Source organism: Azospirillum sp. A26, assembly GCF_042604635.1.
Classification (GTDB): domain Bacteria; phylum Pseudomonadota; class Alphaproteobacteria; order Azospirillales; family Azospirillaceae; genus Azospirillum; species Azospirillum palustre.
The window spans coordinates 590,297-613,874 of the sequence record NZ_CP170473.1 but is presented as its reverse complement, the minus strand read 5'-3'; the positions used below and the strand labels follow the sequence as shown (position 1 = coordinate 613,874).

Sequence of the window (23,578 nt, the reverse complement as noted above, 5' to 3'; positions counted from 1 at the left end):
TTTTACGAACAGTCGTAATGGGTGGAGCTGGGAAAAGTTTCGAAGGCGACGATGGAGACGTCATCGTCGAAGTTGCCGCCCTTGTGCCAGCTGTGCAGTTCGGTCTGGACCGTCGCGACGGAACGCTCCAGGCAGACCGTGCGCGTCGCTTCGAGCACCCGATACAGACGGTCCGGTCCGTAATGGGTGCCATCGGGGGAGGTGCATTCGGTGACGCCGTCGGAATAGAAGACCATGCGGTCTCCCGGCTCCAGCCGGACCTCGACCGTCTCATAGGCGGCGTCGGGGAAGAGGCCGACCGGGAAGCCGCCGTCGCCGACCGTCCTGGGCCGTCCCCCGGATGGCAGCACCACGGGGCTCGGATGTCCGGCCTGGCAGAAACGCAGGATCCGTCCGCTGCGGTCCAGGATGCCGCAGATCATGGTGAAATAGTCCGAGATGCTGTCGTCGCACTGGAACTGCCGGTTCAGGTCGGCGACGACCGCATGGGGTTGCCGCGGCGTGATGCCGTCATGGCGTTCGACAAAGGCTTCGGCGGTCAGCAGGCGGCACAGCATCACCGACATCAGCGCCGCACGGGCACCGTGACCGGCAACGTCCAGCACGTAGAAGGCCACCGAGCCGTCCGGCAGCATCTGGTAGTTGTAGACGTCGCCGGAAATCTCGGCGGAGGGCGCCAGGGCCGCGGCGAAGCGGGCCGCGCCCAATTCCAGCGACGGCTTGGGCAGGAGGCTGCGTTGGACGCGCGCCGCCGCCTCCATATCCTCCTGCAGGCGGCGATAGGCGGTGCGCAGCTTCTGGTTCGTCTGGGTCAGCAGCGTGTTGTTGCGCTGCATGCGCTGCTGCAGGTTCAGGATCCGTTCGGCCACCCGCAGCCTTGCCGCCAGCGTCGGCATGTCGACCGGCTTGTTCAGGAAGTCGTCGGCGCCGGCCGCCATCGCCTCCAGGAAGTTTTCCTGCCCCTGCCGCGCCGTCAGCAACATCACATGGATGTGGTTCGGGCGGGGCAGGTCGCGGATGCGCCGGCACAACTCCACCCCGGTGAGTCCCGGCATCATCCAATCGCTGATGACGAGAGCGATGCCGGGATCGGCCCGCAGGATCGCCAGCGCCTCCTGACCGTTGGAAGCCGGGACCACATCGTAGCCGAGCCGGACGAGTCCGGCCGCCAGCATGTCCCGCATGCAGGCGCTGTCGTCGACGCAAAGGACGCGCAGTTTGTCAGACATAGACATTGTTTGCGTTGTTGAGGTGCAGGGGGTCGTCCAACGGCGTCGCGGCTCCGTCTCCGGTCGAGAGGCCAGCCAGCAGGTCGGCATCGAAGCTCAGGCCGCCCAACGCCCCCGTCAACCCGTCCAGGCTGTGGTCGAGCAGGCCGGCCGTCCCGCTCAGCAACTTGGAGGTTACCGAACCGTCCAGCCCGACGTCCAGCGTGATCGCCTGATGTGCCAGGTCAATTGTGTGGCCGGCGCCGTCGAACAGATCGACCGTGACCGACCGGCTGCCGCAATCGCCCGACGGATCGAGGCGGATCGCTCTCAGGACAGTCTCGTAGACCGAGGCCGAGGCTTGGCCGCTCAGCGTCAGCGTGTGGGCGGTGGCGTCGTAACCGCCGCCGCCGACCTGGATGCCGGTGCCGGCGATGACGAGATGCCCGGACGCATCGGTTTCGGTCCGCAGGCCGCCCAAGGACAGCAGGTCGCCGTCGTGGAAGCCGGCGTCGAGCGAGATGGTGGCGCCTGCCACGAATTGCGTGCCGAGAACCGACAGGCTGAGGGACGGTGCGATGGAGACGCCGGCCTCGATCCCCAGCCCGAGGCCGCCGCCGAGATCCGGCAGGACGGTGACGTGCAGCGACCCGCTGGCCTGCACCGCCGCCAGACCGGCGGCCGTCGCCGAAGCAGTTACCGTCAGGGTGAAGTCGTCGAGACTGTCGGCCGGCGGGGTCAGCCGCAGCCCGAGCAGCTGGTCGGCATGCAGGGTCCAGCTGCCGTCCTGGTTGTGGATGCCGGCCGACAGGCTCGCCCCGACCGGCAGGCCGGCGACGGTGAGGCTGATGTCGGCGGCGACGCCCAGCCCAGCCAGCCCGACCCCGAGGTCGAGCAGGGCCGATCCATGCTCGACCACCGTCAGGTCGGGGAGCGAGAGGTTCGGCGGGGCGATCTCCGGCTGGATGTGGACGGTCAGGCTGGCGCTGGTTTCCGCCAGCGACTGGTTGCAGGGGCCGATGCTGCCGTCGAGCGCATGGGCGGTGACGGTCAGGTGGAGATCGCCCGAGACGCTGGCCGCGGTGTGGAGCTTCAGCCCGGCGAGCTGTGCGGCGGTCAGTGTCCAGCTGCCGTCGCCATTGTTCAGCCCGGCCGACAGGCTCGCCCCTGCCGGCAGGCCGGCGATGGTCACCGACAGCACCTCCGAACTGTCGGTGTCGACGAGCGCCGCGCCGATGCCCAGCGCGATGTCGTGGCCCTGGTGGCCGTTGCAGTCGGCGACCGTCAGCAGCGGTGCGTCGGCGACCGGCTTCACCGTCACCGACAGCGACCCGCTGGCCGAAGCCGGCGCGGCGGTGCCGTCCTTGGCGGTGGCCGTCACCGTCAGCGCCAGCGTGCCCGAATAGTTGGCCGGCGGCGTCATGGTCAGACCGACAAGGTCGGCCTTGGTGAGGGCGTAGGCGCCGTTGCCGAGCGCGGTGCCGTGGTTGAGGGTGGCCCCGGCCGGCAGGCCGGAGATTTGCAGGCCGGTGATGGTCTCCGACCCGTCGATGTCTCCGGTGGCGGCTCCGATGGTGAGCGCGATCGGGCTGTCCTCCGCCCCGACCGCGGCGGGAAGGGCGAGGATCGGCGTGTCGGTGACCGGGGCGATGGCGATCGTCACCGGCTTCACCGTCACGCCGGCCCCACCCAGCAGCTCGCTGGAGACAGCGCCGACGGTCAGCGAGATCGTGCCGCTGAAATCCGGCGGCGGCAGGATGGACAGCCCGACCAGTTCCGCGGCGGTCAGCGTCCAGGTGCCGGTCAGCGGGTTGACGTGCCCGGCACTGAGCCGGGCGCCGGCCGGCACGCCGGCGACGGTGAAGGAGAGGGATTCCGACCCGTCGAGGTCGATGAGGCTGCCGGAGATGCCGAGCGAGACCGGCTGGTCCTCGGTGCCGGAGATCGTCGCTCCGACGGTAAGGGTGGGCAGGTCGGCCACCGGGGTGACATGGACCGCCAGCGTCTTGGTGAGGGTGATCAGTCCGCCGACCAGCTTGACCGTCGCGCCCAGCTGGAAGTCGCCCGAATAGTTGGCGGGCATGGTCAGGGTCAGGCCGCTCAGCAGGCTGGCGCTGATGCTGCCGGCGCTGACGGCGATCCCGCCCGAGGTGAGGGTGGCCCCGGACGGAATGCCGGTGAGCGATACGGTGGCGATGCTGCCGAGGTTGAGCGACAGCAGGGTCTGGCCGATGTTGATGCCGACGTCTTCCGTCCCGTTTACCGCCACCAGCGACGCCAGGGTGGCGAGAAGGGCGGCGGTCGGCGCGGCAACGCTGACGGTCAGCGCCTTCTGGACCGAGGCGACGGTGCCGTTGGCCTCCTGCGACACGGCGGTGACGGTGACCGGCAGGCTGCCGGAGAAGCCGTAGGGTGGCGTCACCGTCAGGCCGGACAGTTGGGAGGGCAGGACGGTCCAGGTGCCGTCGCCGTTGTCGATGCCCGCCGACAGGTGGGCGCCGGTGGCGATGCCGATGACGTAGTGGAGATGCTCGGTCCCGCTGGTGTCGGTCAGCGCGCCGGCGATGGTGAGCGGGATCGCCGAGGCGTAGGCGCCGGCCGAGCCGGACACCGACAGGGTTGGCGCGTCGGCGATGCCGGCGACCTGGACGCCCAGCGTCGCCGAGACGCTCGCCCCAAGCTGGCTGCCGCCGAGATTGACGGTGGCGCTCAGCGCGTAGCTGCCCGAGAGGTCGTGCGGCGGGATCAGGGCCAGACCGGCCAGTTGGGCCGGCGTCAGCAGGTAGGAGCCGTCCGCCAGCTTCACGCCGGCGCTGAGCGTGGCGTTGCCGACACCGGTGACGACCACGGAGTCGATGGTGGCGGAGCCGAGCAGGGCGGTGAGTCCGCCCAGCAGGTTCAGCGCCACCGGAGTGTCCTCGAGCCCGGCGACGACGCCGAGATTGAGGGCCACGCCGGCGGAGATGCCGCCGCCCGATGCGGTCACCGTCACCGGCACATGGACCGTGGCGCTTGCGGCGCTGTCGCCGTCGGCCTCGGTGGCGACCGCCCGGACCGTCAGGTCCATCACCCCGGTGTAGTGGCAGGGCGGGGTGATGGTCAGGTGGGCCAGCTGGTCGGCGCCGACGGTCCACACGGTGAAGCCGCCGGCCGAGCTGGTCAGCAGGCCGTGCGACAGCCGTGCCCCGGCGGGGATGCCGGAGATTTGCACCGACACTGTTTCCGAATGGTCGATGTCCTGGCTGAGCGCGGAGAGATGGAGCGGGATGGCCGTGTCGGCCGTTCCGCTGGACGCCGAGGCGGTGAGCAGCGGCGTGTCGGCCACCCCGGTCACCGTCACCGGCAGGCTCAGGCTGGTGCTGGCGCTGGCCCCGCCGCCGGTGCCGCTCGTCTCGGTCGCTCGGGCGGTGACGGACAGGGTGAAGCTGCCGCTGAAGTCCCTGGGCGGGGTGAGGGTCAGGCCGGAGAGCTGGGCGGCGGTCAGCGTCCAGGTTCCGTTGCCGTTGGCGGTCCCGGCCGACAGCGTCGCCCCGGCCGGGACGCCGGAGACGATGACGCCGAGGGTCTCGGAGCCGTCGATGTCGGCGAGATGGGCGGCGATGGTCAGGCCGATCGGCTGATCCTCGCGGCCGTAGGCCGGCAGCAGGGCGAGGCTGGGGGTGTCCGCTTCGGGAGTGACGGTGACGGCGAGGGCCTCGGTCCGGCTTGCCTGGGTGCCGTTCACCGATGCGGTGGCGGTGACGGTGAGGGCGAGTGTGCCGGAGAAGTTGGCTGGCGGCGTCAGCGTCAGGCCCGGGATCTGGGCGGGCGTCAGTGTCCAGCTGCCGTCGCCATTGGCGGTTCCGGCGGAGAGCATGGCTCCGGTGGGCAACCCGCCGACGGTGATGCTCAGAACCTCGCCAGCCGCCGGATGGGTCAGGCTGCTGGCGATGGGCAGGGCGATGGCATGGTCCTCGACGCCGGTGGCGTCGGTGACCGAAAGGCTCGGCGCATCGGCTTCCGGCGTGACGGTGACCGTCAGCGCCTCGGTCCGGCTTTCCTGGGTCCCGTTGATCGATGCCGTGGCGGTGACGGTCAGGTTCAGAGTGCCGGAGAAATCGGCGGGCGGCGTCAGGCTGAGGCCGGCGAGTTGGCTGCCGGAAAGGGTCCAGGTTCCGTCACCGTTGTCGGTTCCGGCCGAGAGCGTGGCGCCGGCGGGGACGCCGGCGATGACGACGCTCAGCACCTCGCCGGCTGCCGGGCTGGTCAGGCCGCTGGACAGGGTCAGCGCGATGGCGTGATCCTCGCGGCCGATGGCGTCGGCCACAGTCAGTGTGGGTGCATCGGCTTCCGGAGTGACGGTGACGGTCAGCGCCTCCGTCCGGCTTGCCTGAGTGCCATTTACCGACGCAGTGGCGGTGACGGTCAGGGCGAGCGTGCCTGAGAAGTCGGCCGGCGGGGTGATGGTCAGGCCGGTGAGCTGGGCCGACGTCAGCGTCCAGGTTCCGTCGCCGTTGTCGATGCCGGCTGAGAGCGTCGCACCGGCGGGGACGCCGGCGATGACGATGCCCAGCACCTCGCCGGCCGCCGGATGGATCAGGCTTCCGGCAATGGTCAGGGCGACCGGCTGGTCTTCGGTACCGAAGGCCTCGGCGACTGTCAGGCTCGGTGCGTCCGCTTCCGCCGTCACGGTAACGGCAAGCGTCTCTGTCCGGCTGGCCTGGGTGCCGTTCACGGACGCGGTGGCCGTGATCGTTAGGTTCAGGGTACCGGAGAAATCGGTGGGCGGGGTCAGGGTAAGCCCGGTGAGTTGGCTGCCGGACAGGGTCCAGGTTCCATCGCCATTGTGGGTGCCGGCGGAGAGCGTCGCACCATTCGGGATGCCGCTTATGACGATGCTGAGCGTTTCGCCAACGGCCGGATGGGTCAGGCTGCTGGCGATGGTCAGGGCGATGGCGTGATCTTCGACGCCGGTGGCGTCGGCGATCGAGAGGCTCGGCGCATCGGCTTCCGGCGCCACCGTGACCGTCAGCGTCTCCGTCCGGCTGGCCTGGGTGCCGTCGACCGAGGCGGTGGCGGTGACGGTCAGGTTCAGGGTGCCGGAGAAATCAGTTGGCGGCGTCAGGGTGAGGCCGGTGAGCTGGGCCGCGGACAGGGTCCAAGAGCCGTCGCCATTGTCGGTTCCAGCGGAGAGCGTGGTGCCGGCGGGGACGCCAGCGATGACGATGCTCAGCACTTCCCCGGCCGCCGGATGGGTCAGGCTTCCGGCAATGGTCAGCGCGACGGCATGATCTTCGACGCCGGTGGCGTCGGCGATCGAGAGGCTCGGCGCATCGGCTTCCGCAGCAACGGTGACGGTCAACGTCTCCGTCCGGCTGGCCTGGGTCCCGTTGATCGATGCCGTGGCGGTGACGGTCAGGTTCAGAGTGCCGGAGAAATCGGCGGGCGGCGTCAGGCTGAGGCCGGCGAGTTGGCTGCCGGAAAGGGTCCAGGTTCCGTCACCGTTGTCGGTTCCGGCCGAGAGCGTGGCGCCGGCGGGGACGCCGGCGATGACGACGCTCAGCACCTCGCCGGCTGCCGGGCTGGTCAGGCTGCTGGGCAGGGGCAGCGCGATGGGGTGATCCTCGCGGCCAATGGCGTCGGCGACCGACAGGCTTGGCGCATCGGCCTCCGCGGTGACGGTAACCGTCAACGCCTCGGTCTGGCTTGCCTGGGTGCCGTTGATCGATGCCGTGGCGGTGACGGTCAGGTTCAGCGTGCCGGAGAAATCGCTGGGCGGGGTCAGCGTCAGGCCGGTGAGCTGGGTTGCGGACAGAGTCCAGGTTCCGTCGCCATTGTCGGTTCCGGCGGAGAGCATGGCGCCGGTGGGCACGCCGCTGATGACGATGCTGAGCACCTCGCCGGCTGCCGGGGCAGTCAGGCTGCTTGCGATGGTCAGGGCGATCAACTGGTCTTCCAGGCCTATGGCGTCAGCGACCGAGAGGCTCGGCGCATCGGCTTCCGGCGCGACCGTGACCGTCAGCGCCTCGGTCCGGCTTTCTTGGGTGGCGTTGACCGAGGCGGTAGCGGTGACGGTCAGGTTCAGCGTGCCGAAGAAGTCAGCGGGCGGCGTCAACGTCAAGCCGGCGAGTTGGGCAGCTGACAGGGTCCAAGTGCCGTCGCCGTTGTCGGTTCCGGCGGAGAGCATGGCACCGGCAGGGACGCCCGCGATGATGATGCTGAGCACCTCGCCGACGGCGGGGCTGGTCAGGCCGCTCGATAGAGTCAGGGCGACGGCATGGTCCTCGACGCCCGAAGCATCAGCCACGGTCAGGCTCGGCGCATCGGCTTCCGGTACGACCGTGACAGTCAACGTCTCCGTTTGACTCGCCTGTGTGCCGTTGACCGACGCGGTGGCAGTGACGGTCAGGTTCAGGGTACCGGAGAAATCGGTGGGCGGGGTCAGCGTCAGGCCGGTGAGCTGGGCCGATGTCAGCGTCCAAGTGCCGTCGCCGTTGTCGGTGCCGGCGGAGAGCGTGGCTCTGGCAGGGACGCCGGCTATGACGACGCTGAGCACCTCGTCACTGGTGGGGTTGGTCAGGGTGCTGCCAATGGTCAGGGCGATCGGCTGATCTTCGGTGCTGGTTGCGTTGGTGACAGAGAGGCTTGGCGCATCGGCTTCCGGAGTGACGGTAACGGTCAGCGTCTGCGTTTGGCTGGCCTGCGTTCCGTTCACCGACGCGGTGGCCGTGACCGTCAGGGCGACCGTGCCCGAGACGTTGACCGGCGGCGTCAGGGTCAGGCCGCTGAGTTGGGCCGTGGACAGCGTCCAGGTTCCGTCACCGTTGTCGGCTCCAGCGGAGAGTGTAGCGCCGGTGGGGACGCCTGCGATGACGATGCTGAGCACCTCGCCGGCGGCGGGGTTAGTCAGGTTGCTCGAGAGAGTCAGCGTGATGGCATGATCTTCGGTGCCTGTGGCGTCGGCGACTGACAGGCTCGGTGCGTCGGCTTCCGGCGTGACGGTAACCGTCAGGGGTTCACTCCGGTTTTCCTGGGTCCCGTTGACCGAGGAGGTGGCGGTGACGGTCAGGTTCAGCGTGCCGAAGAGGTCAGCGGGCGGCGTCAACGTCAAGCCGGCGAGCTGGGCAGGCGAGAGGGTCCAACTGCCGTCACTGTTATCGGTTCCGGCGGAGAGCGTCGCACCGGCAGGCACGCCGCTGACGGTAATGCTCAACACCTCGCCGGGCATGGGAGTTGCAAGGGAGGCGGTAATGGTCAGGGCAATGGCATGGTCTTCGCTGCCGCTCGCATCGGCAAGGCTGAGCAGCGGTGTCTCGGCGATCGCCGTTTCGGGAGCGATGGAGACGGTCAGCGTCTCCGTCCGGCTGGCTTGGGTTCCGTTCACTGACGATGTGGCCGTGACGGTCAAGGCGATCGTGCCGGAGAAGTCGGCCGGCGGCGTCAGGGCGAGGCCGGTGAGCTGGGCCGACGTCAGCGTCCAAGTGCCGTCGCCGTTGTCTGTTCCGGCGGAGAGCGTGGCTCCGACGGGGACGCCGGCAATGACGATGCCCAGCACTTCGTCGGCGGCGGGGTTGGTGAGGCTGCTCGAGAGGGACAGGGCGATGGCATGATCTTCGATGCCGTTGGCGTCGGCGACCGACAGGCTCGGCGCATCGGCCTCTGGAGTGACGGTGACCGTCAGCGTTTGCGTTTGGCTGGCTTCGGTGCCGTTCACCGAAGCGGTAGCAGTGACGGTCAGGTTCAGGGTGCCTGAAAAGTCGGCCGGCGGTGTCAGGGTCAGGCCGGAGAGTTGGCTGCCGGAGAGGGTCCAGGCTCCGTCGCCGTTGTCGGTGCCGGCGGAGAGCGTGGCGCCGGCGGGAACGCCGGCGATGACGATGGCCAGCACTTCCCCGGCCGCCGGATGGGTCAGGCTTCCGGCAATGGTCAGCGCGACGGCATGATCTTCGAGGCCGACGGCATCGGTGACCGACAAAGCAGGTGCGTCGGCTTCCGCAGCAACGGTGACGGTCAACGTCTCCGTCCGGCTTGCCTGGGTGCCGTTGACCGAAGACGTGGCGGTGACGGTCAGGTTCAGCGTGCCGGAGAAATCGGCAGGCGGGGTCAGGCTGAGGCCGGCGAGCTGGGCCGCGGACAGCGTCCAGGTTCCGTCACCATTGTCGATGCCGGCCGAAAGCGTCGCACCGGCAGGCACGCCCGCGATAACGATGTCCAGCACCTCGCCGGTCGCCGGATGAGTCAGGCTGCTCGAGAGGGGCAGGGCGACGGCATGATCTTCGATTCCGGGGGCGTCGGCGACTGAGAGGCTCGGTGCATCGGCTTCCGGCGCGACCGTGACGATTAGCGCCTCGGTCCGGCTTTCCTGAGTGCCATTGACCGAAGACGTGGCGGTGACGGTCAGGTTCAGCGTGCCGGAGAAATCGCTGGGCGGGGTCAGCGTCAGGCCGGTGAGCTGGGCTGCGGACAGAGTCCAGGTTCCGTCGCCATTGTCGGTGCCGGCGGAGAGCATGGCGCCGGTGGGTACGCCTGCGATGACGATGCTCAGCACTTCGCCAACGGCGGGGCTGGTCAGGCTGCTGGAAAGGATCAGCGCGACGGCATGATCCTCGATGCCGACGACGTTGGCGACCGAGAGGCTCGGCGCATCGGCTTCCGGCGCGACCGTGACCGTCAGCGCCTCGGTCCAGCTTTCCTGGGTGGCGTTGACCGAGGAGGTGGCGGTGACGGTCAGGTTCAGCGTGCCGAAGAAGTCAGCGGGCGGGGTGAGGGTCAGGCCGTTGAGCTGGGCAGGCGAGAGGGTCCAAGTGCCGTCGCCGTTGTCGGTGCCGGCGGAGAGTGTGGCACCGGCAGGCACGCCGCTGACAGTGATGCTCAGCATCTCGCCGGGCGTGGGAGTGGCGAGGGAGGCGGCGATGGTCAGGGCAATGGCATGGTCTTCGCTGCCGTTCGCATCGGCAAGGCTGAGCAGCGGTGTCTCAGTGATCGCCGTTTCGGGAGCGATGGAGACGGTGAGCGTCTCCGTCTGGCTGGCCCGGGTGCCGTTCACGGACGCGGTGGCCGTGACCGTCAGAGCAATCGTGCCGGAGAAATCGGTTGGCGGCGTCAGGGTGAGACCGATGAACTGCGCCGGAGACAAGGTCCAGGTTCCGTCGCCGTTGTCGGTGCCGGCGGAGAGCGTGGCACCAGCAGGGACGCCCGCAATGACGACGTTCAGCATTTCGCCGGCGGCGGGGTTGGTAAGGCTGCTCGAGAGGGTCAGGGCGATGGCATGATCTTCGATGCCGGTGGCGTTGGCGATCGAGAGGCTCGGCGCATCCGCCTCCGCCGTCACGGTGACGGCAAGCGTCTCTGTCCGGTTGGCCTGCGTTCCATTGACAGACGCGGTGGCCGTGACGGTCAAATTCAGGTTGCCAGAGAAATCGGCCGGCGGCGTCAGGGTGAGGCCGGTGAGCTGGGCCGCAGACAGCGTCCAAGTGCCGTCGCCGTTGTCGACACCGGCCGAGAGCATCGCACCGGTGGGGACGCCTGCGATGACGATGCTGAGCACCTCGCCAGCGGCGGGGCTGGTCAGGCTGCTGGAGAGGGTCAGCGCGATAGCATGATCCTCGATGCCTGAAGCATCAGCCACGGTCAGGCTTGGCGCATCGGCTTCCGGTGCAACCGTGACGGTCAGCGCTTCCGTCCGGCTGGCCTGGGTGCCGTTGACCGAGGAGGTAGCGGTGACCGTCAGGTTCAGCGTGCCGGAGAAGTCGGCGGGTGGGGTCAGCGTCAAGCCGCTGAGCTGGGCTGCGGAGAGGGTCCAGGTTCCGTCGCCGTTGTCGATACCGGCGGAGAGCGTGGCGCCGGCAGGAACGCCTGCGATGACGACGCTCAGCGTTTCGTCAGTGACCGGCGAGGCGAGCGTTGCGCTGATGGTCAGCGCAACAGCTTGACCTTCGGCACCCGTTACATTTGTGATCGACAGGTTCGGCGCGTCGGCTTCCGCAGCGACGGTGACGATCAGGGATTCGGCCCGGCTTGTCTGGGTCCCATTGACCGACGCGGTGGCCGTGACGGTCAGGTTCAGCGTGCCGGAGAAATCGCTGGGCGGGGTCAGAATCAGGCCGGCGAGTTGGGCCGATGTCAGCGTCCAAGTGCCGTCGCCGTTATCGGTGCCGGCGGAGAGCGTGGCACCGCTGGGCAGGCCGCCGATCACCACGCTCAGCGTTTCCCCCGTGGCCGGAGTGACGAGGCTCGCGCTGATGGGCAGGGTGATCGGCTGATCTTCGACGCCCATAGCCTGGGCGACCGACAGGTTCGGCGCGTCGGCCTCCGGCGCAATGGTAACCGCCAGTGTCTCGGTCTTGCTGGCCTGGGTGCCGTTGAGCGATGAGGTGGCGGTGACCGTCAACGCCAGGGTGCCGGCATAATCCGCCGGCGGCGTCAGGGTCAGCCCCGCGAGCTGGGCGGCGGACAGGGTCCAGCTGCCGTCGCCGTTGTCGGTTCCGGCGGAAAGCGTCGCTCCGGACGGCAGGCCGCCGATGACGATCGTCAACACCTCGCCGGCCACCGGGGTGGAGAGCGAGGTGCTGATGGTCAGGGCAACGGCATGGTCTTCGGTGCCGGCGGCATGGCTCACGGCGAGGGCCGGTTCATCGGCCGCCGCCGGCGGAGCGACGGAAACGGTCACGGTTCCGCTGCGGCTCGCCTGGACGCCGTTGAGGGACGAGGTGGCGGTGACGGTCAGGGCGAGCGTGCCGGAAAAGCCGGCAGACGGCGTCAGGGTCAGCCCCGCCAGTTGGGCGGCGGACAGTGTCCAGGTCCCATCGCCGTTTGCCGTCCCGGCGGAGAGCGTCGCTCCGGCCGGAACGCCGGCGATGACCACGCTGAGCGTCTCACCGGCGGCCGGGCTGACCAGACTGCTGGATAGGCTCAGCGCGATCGGCTGGCCGCCGGTGCCGCCGGCATCGGCGACCGACAGGTCGGGTGCGTCGGCCACGGCCGTCACGGTGACGGTCAGCGTCTCCGACCGGCTGGCCTGGGTGCCGTTGACCGCGGAAGTCGCGATGACCGTCAGCGCCAGGGTGCCGGCGAAATTGGCGGGCGGCGTCAGGGTGAGGCCGGTCAGTTGGGCTGGCGACAGGGTCCAGCTGCCGTCACCGTTGTCGGTGCCGGCGGAAAGCACCGCCCCGGCCGGGATGCCGCCGATGACGATGGTCAGCACCTCGCCGGGTGCCGGGTTGGTCAGTCCGGCGGAAAGGGTCAGGGCGACCGGCTGGTCTTCGGCGCCGCTGGCACCGGTGACCGACAGGCTCGGCGCGTCGGCTTCCGGAGCGATGCTGACGGTCAGCGTGCCGGTCCGGCTGGCCTGGGTGCCGTTGACCGAGGAGGTGGCGGTGACGGTGAGGGCGAGCGTGCCGGAGAAGTCGGCGGGCGGCGTCAGAATGAGACCGGCGAGCTGGCCGGCGGACAGCGTCCAGGTTCCATCGCCGTTTGCCGTCCCGGCGGAGAGCGTCGCACCGGCCGGAACGCCACCGATCACCACGTTCAGCACCTCGCCGGCGGCGGGCGTGACCATGGCGGCGGCGATGTCCAGGGAGATCGGCTGACCCTCAGCGCCGGCGGCGCCGGTCAGGGTCAGCGTCGGGGCATCCGCTTGGGGGAGGACGGTGACCGACAGCACGCCCGAGGAGGTTGCCTGGCGGCCCGTGCCGTCGGTGGAGACGGCGGTGACGGTCAGGCCAATCGTGCCGGCGTAGTCGGGCGGCGGCAGCAGCATCAGGCCCGGCAGATCGGCCGGCGACAGGCTCCAGCGGCCGTCGCCCAGATCGACGCCAGCCGACAGCGACGCTCCCGGCGGCAGTCCGGCGACCGTCACCGTGGTTGTGGAACCGGCGGCGGCGGACGAAAGGCCGATCGTCAGGGCCAGCGGCGCATCCTCCGCGCCGTTGCCGGCGGTGATCTCCAGGGTCGGCGCGACCGGCGCCGGATCCGTGCCGGAGGTTCCACCCTCGGAGGAGCCGGTTTCCGTGGAGCCCTCCCCGTCACCGGCCGGAGCGGACCCGGTCGGCGTGGGCGCGGTCGGCGTGGGTGCCGATCCGTCAGTCGTGCCGCCGCCTGTCCCGCCTCCCGTCCCGCCTGCCGTCCCAGTGGAGGGCGGGGCATCGGTGATCGGACTCTCGGTCGGGGAGGGGGAGGACGGGGCGGTGGTGGTCGTGGTTGTGGTGGTTGTCGTTGTCGTAGTGGGCGTGGGCGTTGCAGGTGTCGGGTCCGGGCTGGCCGGGGTGTCGACCGTCGGCGTGATCGTGCTTCCGGTGGTGCCGGTGCTCGTGCCCGACGTGCCCGTTCCGGCGGCGCCCGTATCGGTGGTGATCGTATCGGTGGTGCCCGTACCGGTGGCGACCGTTCCAGTCGTATCCCCGCTGCCCTGGTTCGTCGTGGCGGTGACGGGCGTGATCATCTGGTCCTGGTTCGCCATGACCGTGTTCGTCACGGCCATGGTGGCGGCGGCCGGATTTGTCACGGCCGAATTCGTCATGGCGGTGAGGGCGGAGGCGCCAGCGGACGCCACCTCGTTGCCGGCGGCACCGGTGCCGACGGGGATGTCCGCCGCGGCCTCGCCGGAGGTCGCGGCCCGGAACACGGCCTCCTCCCTGGCGCCGCCGAACTCGGACATGGCGGCGACCGGCACCGCGATGGGGATCGCCGACAGAGACGCGTCGATGCCGTCGGTGGACGGCGTGCCGGTCTCCGGGACGATTGCCGAAGGACCATTGGCACCCTGCTGTGACTCTGCGAGCGGTGCCGTCTGTGCCCCGCCGACAGCCGCAGCCGCGACCGGGGATCGTGCGAAGCCCGGCCCCGTGCCGGACGGGACGGTCTGGCCGGCGGTCGTCCCGGTGCTGCCGGACCGCAGGGTGTCGGCGGCCGGGGCTTGGGGATTGGCGTCCTCTTGGCCTGTGGTGAACGGATCGGTCCGGCTGCCGCTGTGCAGGTTGGTCAAGGCGTCGGGGATGTCGCGGCGGGGTTCCGTCGGCGGGATGTTGGGCCGCTCCAGGGCGCCCAGGCGCTGGGGGGCGAGCGCTTCCGCCGCCGTGCTTTCGGTTGCCGCGCGAGCCGCCTCGCGGGCCGTCTCGCCCTGGGTCGGGGAGGAGGCCGGAGTTGCGGAGGGAGAGGCCTTGTCGGTGGTGGTCTCAGCCATGACGGGTCCTGTGCGGCGAAGGGGCAGGGGGAGGGCGGTGCGCGTGGGCGGGAAACCGGGGCGGGGGGTGCCGGGGTCAGCGTTCGCGCAGCGCGCCATCCAGGGTGGTGTAGATGGGCTTCAGCAGATACTGGAGGACGGTTTTCTCGCCGGTGCTGACGTCGGCTTCGACCGTCATGCCGGGAAGCAGCAGATGCTGGCGCTCACCGTCGCCGACATGGTTGGCGGCGAGCGTCACCCGCCCCTGGTAATAAGGGTTCTTGTCCTTGTCGAAGAAGGTCGTCGGCGACACCGACTTCAGCGTGCCGTCCAGCCGGCCGTAACGCGCATAGTCGAAGGCGGCGATCTTGACCTTGACCGGAAGGCCGGGGGTGACGAAGCCGATGTCGCGGGGGGAGACGCGCACGTCGGCGACCAGCTCGTCGTCGATCGGCACGATCTTGGCGACCATCCCGCCGGGGACGATCACGCCGCCCTCGTTCTTGACCGGCAGCTCCTGGACGATGCCGCGGACGGGGGCGGTGGAGACCAGGCGGTCCACCCGGTCGCTCTGGGCGACCAGCTGCTTGTCCAGCTCGGCCAGCTCGGCGCTGACGGAGCCCAGCTTGTCGAGGGCCTCTTGCCGCAGCCTGCCGGTCAGCTCGCGGATGCGGGCCTCGGTTTCGGCGATGCCGTCATTGGTTCCGGCGATCACGCCGTCCAGCCGGTGCTGCTCGCTGCGGGCGGCGGCCAGTTCGCGTTGCGCCTCGATCACCATCAGCTTGGAATTGAAGCCCTTGCTGGTCAGGTCGTTGCGCATGCCGACCTTCCATTCCAGCAGGGGCACGTTGCCGGCGATCTGGTCGCGCTGGCTCCTGGCGGCGGCGAGCTGCGAGCGCTGCTCGGCGATCTGGCCGTTCAGCACGCGGCGCTGGTTCTCGCGCCCCTCGATCTGCGCCGCCAGCATGCGGGCCTGGTCGGCGGCGAGGGCCGGGCTGCCGGCGAAGGGTGCGAAGTCGGCGGGCCGGTCTCCGGCGAAGGCGGCCAGCCGTTCGGCCTGGATCGACAGGGAGGTGCGGCGGGCCTGCAACTGGTCGTGACCGGACTTGGTGCTGACGCTGTTGAAGCGGATCAGCGGCTGGCCGGCCTCGACGACCTGGCCCTCGCGCACCAGGATCTCCTGCACGATGCCGCCTTCCAGATGCTGCACCGTCTGCACGGCGCTGACCGGGACGATCTCGCCGAAGGTGATGGCCATCTCCTGCACCGGCGTCACCGCGCTCCAGGCGACGGTGCCGACGACCAGACAGCCGACGATCAGGGCGGTCGCCTGCACCAGCGGGCTGACGCCGGGGTCGCCGGCCAGCTCCTCGGTGGCGAAGTCGGTGGCGGAGATGCCGCCGCCGAACAGGGCGCGCAGGCCGCGGCGGCCGATGGCGGACACCGGTGCGGTCGAAGGGCCAATCGAGGGATTGGTCGTCATCTCGGTCATCAGATCATCCCCTTCGGAATGCGGTCGCGGACCTTTTCCGCCGGACCGAAATAGCGGGTGGTGCCGTTCTCGATGATGAGCACCTTGTCGGCCATGGCCAGATGGCCGCGGCGGTGGGTGACGAAGAACACGGTGGAGCGCCCGCGGAAGGCGTGCACCGCCGAGGTGAAGGCGAACTCACCCTCGAAATCGACGCTGGCCGCCGGCTCGTCGAGCAGGACGATGGGCGCATCGCGCAGATAGGTACGGGCCAGGGACAGCCGGGCCAGCAGGCCGGCCGGCAGGGCGGCATCGCGGGTGTCGAACCGCGTCTCCAGCCCGTCCGGCAGCTCGTCCACCGCGTCCAGCACGCCGGCGCGGTCCAGCGCGTCGCGCAGGTCGGCCTCGCTGGTGCCGGGGGCGACCAGCCGCAGGTTCTCGGCCAGCGTGCCGTCGAAGAACTGGGGCACCTGCGGCACGAAGGCGATGGACCGGCGCAGCGCCATCGGGTCGAACTGGCGGATGTCGCGCCCGTCGATGCGGACCGCGCCGCCCTGCGGGCTGTAGAGGCCGGAGATCAGCTTCAGCAATGTGGATTTCCCGCCGCCGTTGCGGCCGACAATGGCCACCACCTCGCCCGGAGTAACGTCGAAGGCGAGGTTGGCCAGCACCGGCTCGGCTTCCCGGCCATAGCGGAAGGTGACGTGGGAGAAGGTGACCTGTCCGCGGATGTCGGCGGCCCGCTCGGCCCGCACCGACTCGCTGCGCTCGGGCGGCGTCGCCATCAGCGTCTCGACCTGCTTCAGCGAGGCGCGGAGCTGGCCCAGCCGGGTGCTGGCGAGGAAGGCGTTCTGCACCGGGGCCAGGGTGCGCCACACCAGCATCATGGTGCCGATCAGACCGCCGGTGGTCAGCGACCCGGCCAGGACCTGACCGATGCCGAGCCCGAGCGTGCCGAGGCCGGTCAGGGTGGTCAGCGTCTGGCTGAAGGTGGAGAGCAGGGTTGCCGTCTGGGCGTTGCGGAAGTTGGCCTCCGCCATCCGGCCGGCGACGGCGTCGTAGCGGCTGCTCCAGGTTCCGGTGGCCCCGAGCGCCCGGATGGCCGGCATCCGCTCGACGATCTCCAGCAGCAGCTCCTGGCGGCGCGCCCCGGCGGCGGCGGCGCTGGCGACGCGGGTGCGGGTCATGGCGTTGCCGAGCCAGGCGGCGGCGGCATAGAGGACGATGGCGGCCAGCGGCACCAGCACCAGCCAGCCGGACAGGACGGCGATGGCGACCAGGAAGATGACGGCGAAGGGAAGGTCCAGGCAGGCCTGCGCCGGCGGACCCGTCAGCAGGTCGCGGACACGGTCCAGATCCTTGACGCGCGCGACCTGGGCGGCGACGGCGACGCGTTCGGTCATCTGGCTCGGCAGGTGCAGCAGGCGGGCCAGGACCGCGTTGCCGACGACATAGCCGAGCCGGGCGCCGCCATGGGCCATGATGCGGCTGCGCAGGCGGCGCATGACCAGTTCCAGCAGCAGGGCGCCGACCGCGCCGATGCACAGCGCGACCAGCAGCCGGAGCGATCCGGCGGCGACGACCTTGTCGTAGATGGTCATCACGAAGAGCGGGCTGGACAGCGACAGCAGGTTGGCGGCCAGCGTCAAGGCCAGGGCCGATCCGACCAGCGGGGCGGCGGCGGCCATCCGGCCCCGCATCCAGGCCCGGCGTTCGCCGGCGGGCGGCGCCCATTCGGCGTCGGCGGCATCGGCCACGATCAGGCTGCCCGCCGGCAGAGCCGCGCCGACCGGTTCCGGCGCCCGGTTCGGGCGTTGCAGCTGCAAGCCGCCGTCCACCGTTTCGAGAAGCCCGGCCTCTCCGGCGTGACGCTCCCCCTTGCCCGGTCCGCCCGGAACATAGAGCACGGCGCCGCCGCGGCCCGCGGCGTCCGCCAGGATGCGGCGCAGCTCGGCGGCGGGAAAGCGGCGGGGGCCGTGGATGCTGCTGCCGAAGCCGAGGCGGGCGGCGACGTCGCGCAGGTCGGCGATGGGATCGCCTCCGGACGCCCAGGGCATTGCCTCGGTGACGTCCTGCGGCCTGCCGATCCAGCCCAGCCGCCGCAGCAGCAGGAGCAGGGCCGCGGTCAGGTCGGGGCCGGTCCGGTCCGGCGCCCGGACCGCGGGAGGAAGGGGGCTGCCGGCCGGAGCACACGGCATGGCCCGCCCATTCATGCCGTGATCGAGCAGGTCGGGATCGAGGATATCGGTCATGCGGCAAGCTCCGGCCTGCGGTCGAGATGGCCGTCGGACAGACGGAAGATCGAAGTGGCGTGCTTCAGCATCAGCGGGCGGTGACTGACGAACAGCATGGCGCAGTGGGTGCGCATCTCCGCCATCAGCGACAGCAGGACGCGGTCGCCCTCGTCGTCGGCGGCGGCGTTGGCGTCGTCGAACAGGATCAGCCTGGGCTTCTGCACCAGGGCGCGGGCAATGGCGATGCGCTGGGCCAGTCCGCGGGGCATCGGTTCGGTGGCGCCGTCGCCGACGATGGTGGCGAAGCCGTGCGGCATCGCGTTGATCGCCCCGACGATGCCGACCCGCTCCGCCGCGGCCATCGCCGCCGGAAGGGCATCGGGCCGGAACATGGTGATGTTGTCGATCACCGTGCCGCGGAACAGGGTCTCGCGATGTGACAGCAGGGCGATGCTGCGGCGCAGGGTGACGGGGTCGTAGACCTCCAGCGGCAGCCCGTCGAGCAGCACCCGGCCGGCGGTGGGCCGGTAGAGGCCGGCGGCGAGTGCCAGCAGAGTGGACTTGCCGCCGCCGGTCGGGCCGACCAGGGCGACGGCCTCGCCCTGGCCGACGGCAAGGTCGATGCCACGCAGCACCGGACGGTCGGTGAAGGCGAAGTCGACATCCTCGAAGCGCAGGTCGGGCCGGGCGGTGGCGGCGTCGAGGATGCCGGTGGAGGGCGGCTCGACGGGGAGGGCGAAGAGTTCCTCCAGCTTCTTCGTCGCTACCTTCATCGGCTGGCGGCGCGACCAGAGGGCCATCAGCCCCTGCGCCGGCGCCAGGGTGCGGCCGACCAGGAGGGTGCAGGCGGACAGCCCGCCGACGGTCAGCGCGCCGTCCAGCACCAGCAGGCTGCCGAAGGCCACCGTGGCGAAGCTGCTCAGCTGCGCGACGAACTGCCCGGCCTCGGTCAGGTGCTGCGCATCCAGTTCCGCGGTGGCATGGGCGGCGAGGCGGCGTGCCTGCAGAGCCTCGTAGCGGCGCAGCAGCGGCAGTTCCAGCGCCATCGCCTTGACCGACTGGATGCCGGAGAAGACACCGATGATGAAGCCGGACCGTTCGTCCTCGGCGCGGGCGACCTCGGCCTGCGCCTTGTGGGCCGACCGGCCGACCGCCACCGCCAGCAGGGCCATCGCCAGCAGGCCGCAGCAGGCGACCGCGACGAGAAGGCCGCCGAAATAGGCGATCAGAACCAGCGAGGCGACGGCGAAGGGAATGTCGTAGAGCGCCAGCAGGGTCTGGCCGGAGGCATGGTCGCGCAGGGTGGCGACGGCGCCCAGCCGTTCCAGATGGGTGCCCGTCGACTGCGACTGGAAGGTCTTCAGGTCGGTGGCGAACAGGTGGGCGACCGCCCTGCGGTTCATCACCCGCTCGAACCGGGTGGCGATCCGTCCCAGGATGTGCGAGCGCGTGATGCGGAGCACCGCCTCGGCGAGAACGGCGAGCGTCACCCCCGCCACCATCACCGCCGCCGTCTGCTCCGAATGGTTCGGAATGATGCGGTCGTAGACCTGCAGAACGGCCAGCGGCATTCCCAGAGCCGCCAGATTCACCACGGCCGACATGGCAACCACTTGCAGATGGAGCGTTGCCTCGCTGCCTTTGGCGGCCGGTTCGATGTCCGTTGCTGTCATCGGTGTGGCGATCCTGTTCAGCCGGAGGGAAACCCGTGACCATGGCCTCCGGTCCGGCAGACCGGGGGCGTTCACGCCCGGATCCCTCCTGGCGCGGCATGGCTGTGTTAGACGGCGTGGTGCCCGGGTTGACGTTGCCGATGCCGTACCGGCGATGCTATGGACGGCGCGGTTGGTGGAGAGGATAATTTCCTCCCCCAGTGATACCCCTTCCGGGCGGGCTGCGTCGCGGACAGCAGGGGATAGCTGGCTCGGGAAAACGGATAGGTGTTGGATAGTCCCGGCTCTATCCGGTTGCCCGCAGCCCGGGATCGCCCGCAGCCTGCGAGCAACCGGTCAGGAGCGCTGCAATTCGCGGCGGATCACTTTGCGCAGCTCATGCAGCGAGACCGGTTTGCCGAGCAGGGTGGCCCTCGCCTCGTCGGCGGCGGCACGGGAAAGCGCCGAGAGGTCGGCGCTGATGATCACCGCCGGCAGATCGGTGCCGTACCGCTCCCGGACGGCGGCGATGGTGGCATTGCCGCTCTCGCCGTCGCCGAGCCTGTGTTCGGCGATGACCATGCCCGGCCGACGGCCGCCGAGCGACCGGACGGCCTCCTGATGCGACGCGGCCTCGACCACGTCGAACCCCCATTCGGTCAGCACGGTGCACATCGCCGTACGGACATAGAGTTCATCGACGATCACCAGCAGCGGATTGCGCACGCCTTCCGCGTCGGGGAAGGGAAGCGGGAGCCGGTCGGCGCCGGGGCCATGGCTGGCGATGGTGCGGCTACCGGAGGGCCGCTGTCGGACCTCCATCGCCGCGACGGAGAAGCGGGAGCCTCGGCCGGGGCGGGAGGACAGTTCGATCGGGTGTTCGAGCGCGGCGGCCAGCCTCCGCACGATGGCGAGCCCGAGCCCGGTGCCGCGCTTGCGGTCGCGGCTGGGGTTTCCGATCTGGAAGAACTCTTCGAAGACGGCGTCCAGATGGTCTTCGGCAATTCCGTGGCCGGTGTCGACGACGTCGATCCGGATCGTCGCGCCACGGCGGCGGCAGCCGACGAGAACGCCGCCCTTGTCGGTGTACTTCAGCGCATTCTCGACCAGATGCCGCAGGATGCGCGTCATCAGCAGGATATCGGTGCGGATGGTGACGTCGCAGGCCAGGACGCGCAGCGAAAGGCCGCGGGCGGCGGCCTGATCCTCGAATTCCGCCTTGATGTCCCGCAGGATCGCGGCAAGCTCGACCGACACCAGATCGGTACGGACGAAGTTTGCGTCGATCTTCGAGATGTCGAGGATGCCGTTCAGAAGGACGTGCAGCGAATCCGCCGTCTGCTGCAGGGAGTCGACGAGCGGGGCGGCCGGATGTCCGCGCAGTTTCATTTTCAGCAGCTCGACGAACAGCAGCATCGACTGGGCTGGCTGCCGCAGGTCGTGGCTGGCCGCGGCGAGGAAGGCGGTCTTGGTCCGGCCGGCCCGTTCGGCTTCGCGCCGGGCGGCTTCCGCCTCGCTCCAGGCCTTGCGGAGCTGTTGCTCGGTGCTGCGTTGCTGCTCTTCGCGGTCCCGTAGGTGCCGTTCCGACGCGAGCAGCGCGTCGCGGGCGGTCGCCAGTTCTTCGACGGTGAAACGCTCCTGGCGGACCGGCTGTCGGGCATGGCCGGAGGCCAGGGTGCCGAGCGCTCGGATTTCGGTGTCCAGCCTGCGGATCGGCGGCAGCGCCAATGCCATCGCCGCGGCGAGTCCGCCAAGCACCATGATGAGGGAGATCGCGTAGGAATGGCGCAGGAACGGGGTCGGATCGCCGGATGGCGCAAAGCAGTAGACCCGCCAGTCCGGCGTCGCCAGGCTTTCACCCCCTGCATGGTCCCGGCCCAGGGCCGGGAGTACGGCGAAACCGATGCCCACTTCATTGCCTGCGATGTCGATCCGCTGTCCGGCGGGATCGGCCCCGTCGGATCGCGCGATGACGGCGCCCCGGCGGTCGGCGATGGCGACGACCCAGCCATTGGGAAGCTCCTGCGCTCCCATCAGGGTCGATAAAGCCCGCAGCGGAATCGTGGCGGCCAGCACGCCGGCCAGTTGTCCGTTCGAGCGCAGCGGGACCGCCGCCGCCAGGATTCTCTCGCTTTGGACCAGTCCGACGAAAGGGTCGGAGATCATCGGCCGCGGATCGTTGCGGATCGCTTCGTAAAGGGGCAGGGACCGGTTGAAAGGCAATTCCTGTTGCGGGGTTGCCGCTGTGTGCATCAGCATCTTCCCGAACGGATCGGCCAGCACCACGGCGTTCGACAGGCGCTGTTCCTTTATCAGCAGGTCGGCGACACGGCGCAGCTCGTCGTGATCCTCGATCCGCGATGCTTGAGTGACCCGCAAATAATTCAGCAGCGATAAAGTGTTGTCCAGCTCCTGTGCGACGGTGGCCGCTGCCGATCCGGCAATGTTGTACAATTTTTCGTCGAAATTCTTTTGTTTTTCTGTGATCAGGGAAATGCAGAGATATGTGGCAAGAGCGAGCAGTGGTAAAATGGAACTGACGAATACCAGAGTTAGTCTGGGTCGTATTTTCATTTTATCCAGAGCCCTTATCAAATGCCGTGAATATTTTTCGGTTTATGTACCCAGTACCAACAGCGACGTCATAGGAACGGAGCTTTAAAAATGAAATTTTCCTTCACACAGAATTTCCTGATACTCTCGGCTAGCCAAGCAGCGGCTTTGCGCTTCCTGTCATCCTTAATCTTTTGATGTGCTTTTATCCACCACGGCAAGGTCATATCACCGCAGGGGGAAGATCTGCGCTATCCAAGTGTGATATAGTCGGTAGGAAAGATCGCTGCCAATCGCTTCACAGCGCAGCGCATGCTCTGGCATTGTTGCCGTCGATCCGTCCCCCTCGCAGGGAATGCATATTATAGTATGCAAAAGAGTGCTGCTTGCATCTCACTGTTCTTTCAATCAATCTATCTGCCTGGAACATTTCGCCCATCCAATTGCATGAAGGTTGGATAATCCTCCGCATGATGATCAAGTGGCAACCGACGCAAGAGAGGCGCGGATGACTGAACAGGATCCGTATATTTCTTATAATATCCATATTTATGGGTCCGGTCCGGAGACGATTGTATTTGCCCATGGTCTTGGACTTGATCAAAATTGCTGGAATTCGATATCTCCGCATTTTTCGAAGAAATTTCGCATCGTCGTGTATGATTTGATAGGATTTACAAAGGACTCCGGCACTCATTTCGACCATCATAAGTATCGTTCGTTGAACCAGTATGCGGAGGATCTGGTAAGGATCGTCAGGCACACGAATTCAAAAAATTGCTATTATGTCGGTCATTCGATCAGCGGAATGATCGGCCTCCTGGCGGCAATCGAGCACCCATCCCTGTTCCGGAAGATCGTGACCATCGGCCTGTCGCCCTGCTACATGAACCAGGACGATTACACGGGCGGCTTCGACAGGAAGGATATCGATGATCTGATCGACAGCATGTCGTCCAACTATGTGCAGTGGGCCGCAGAATTCTCCAAGACGGTTGTGGCGAAGCCCGCCGGTCATCCGGCCGTGCAGAAATTTGCCGATGGGCTCCTCCGGATGAGACCGGATATCGCTCTGTCCCTGGCTTTGATGATCTTTTCCTCCGACTTCCGCGATGTGCTCGGACAGGTCTCCGTGCCCTGCCACCTGATTCAAACGGTTGGCGATCCTGCTGTGCCCGTCAGCGTCGGTGAATATGTGCAATCGCGGATACCTGAAAGCTCATTGGAGATCATCGATGCGGAAGGGCACATTCCGCAGCTCACTCACGCGGACGTGCTTTCAAACGCGATTGCCCGGGCTTTGACGGTCTGAAATCGACCCGGGG

General features: G+C 68.7%; 7 protein-coding genes. 1 reads left to right on the top strand and 6 read right to left on the bottom strand.

Features of this window, described 5'->3' with window-relative positions:
- Positions 1 to 2: 2 nt before the first annotated feature.
- The 6 genes from ABNQ39_RS17145 to ABNQ39_RS17120 form a co-directional block, all read right to left on the bottom strand.
- Positions 3 to 1,229, bottom strand: coding sequence for a PP2C family protein-serine/threonine phosphatase (locus tag ABNQ39_RS17145; RefSeq protein WP_376962006.1), 1,227 nt, complete (start codon positions 1,227 to 1,229; stop codon positions 3 to 5).
- Positions 1,222 to 14,364: a hypothetical protein gene (locus ABNQ39_RS17140; protein WP_376962004.1), complete on the bottom strand. Its 13,143-nt coding sequence runs from the start codon at positions 14,362 to 14,364 to the stop codon at positions 1,222 to 1,224. The genes ABNQ39_RS17145 and ABNQ39_RS17140 overlap by 8 nt, the downstream gene beginning before the upstream one ends.
- A 76-nt stretch (positions 14,365 to 14,440) precedes the next feature.
- Entirely contained in the window at positions 14,441 to 15,835 is a 1,395-nt protein-coding gene (locus ABNQ39_RS17135; RefSeq protein WP_376962002.1) for an HlyD family type I secretion periplasmic adaptor subunit, read from the bottom strand.
- Complete coding sequence (locus ABNQ39_RS17130) at positions 15,835 to 18,066, bottom strand: peptidase domain-containing ABC transporter (protein ID WP_376962000.1); 2,232 nt, start codon at positions 18,064 to 18,066, stop codon at positions 15,835 to 15,837. Before ABNQ39_RS17130 ends, ABNQ39_RS17135 begins: the two co-directional genes overlap by 1 nt.
- Complete coding sequence (locus tag ABNQ39_RS17125; protein WP_376961998.1) at positions 18,063 to 19,721, bottom strand: peptidase domain-containing ABC transporter; 1,659 nt, start codon at positions 19,719 to 19,721, stop codon at positions 18,063 to 18,065. The genes ABNQ39_RS17130 and ABNQ39_RS17125 overlap by 4 nt, the downstream gene beginning before the upstream one ends.
- Before the next feature lie 336 nt (positions 19,722 to 20,057).
- Entirely contained in the window at positions 20,058 to 22,274 is a 2,217-nt protein-coding gene (locus tag ABNQ39_RS17120) for a hybrid sensor histidine kinase/response regulator (protein ID WP_376961996.1), read from the bottom strand.
- 487 nt (positions 22,275 to 22,761) lie between these two features.
- On the opposite strand from ABNQ39_RS17120, the gene ABNQ39_RS17115 reads away from it, so the two are divergent.
- Positions 22,762 to 23,565, top strand: a complete 804-nt coding sequence (locus ABNQ39_RS17115; RefSeq protein ID WP_376961994.1) for an alpha/beta fold hydrolase — start codon at positions 22,762 to 22,764, stop codon at positions 23,563 to 23,565.
- The last annotated feature ends 13 nt before the right edge of the window (positions 23,566 to 23,578 follow it).

Excerpts from the sequence above, each read along its gene's own strand:
- ABNQ39_RS17145 (WP_376962006.1), bottom strand. The coding sequence starts at position 1,229 with ATGTCTGACAAACTGCGCGTCCTTTGCGTCGACGACAGCGCCTGCATG.
- ABNQ39_RS17140 (WP_376962004.1), bottom strand. The coding sequence starts at position 14,364 with ATGGCTGAGACCACCACCGACAAGGCCTCTCCCTCCGCAACTCCGGCC.
- ABNQ39_RS17135 (WP_376962002.1), bottom strand. The coding sequence starts at position 15,835 with ATGACCGAGATGACGACCAATCCCTCGATTGGCCCTTCGACCGCACCG.
- ABNQ39_RS17130 (WP_376962000.1), bottom strand. The coding sequence starts at position 18,066 with ATGACCGATATCCTCGATCCCGACCTGCTCGATCACGGCATGAATGGG.
- ABNQ39_RS17125 (WP_376961998.1), bottom strand. The coding sequence starts at position 19,721 with ATGACAGCAACGGACATCGAACCGGCCGCCAAAGGCAGCGAGGCAACG.
- ABNQ39_RS17120 (WP_376961996.1), bottom strand. The coding sequence starts at position 22,274 with ATGAAAATACGACCCAGACTAACTCTGGTATTCGTCAGTTCCATTTTA.
- ABNQ39_RS17115 (WP_376961994.1), top strand. The coding sequence starts at position 22,762 with ATGACTGAACAGGATCCGTATATTTCTTATAATATCCATATTTATGGG.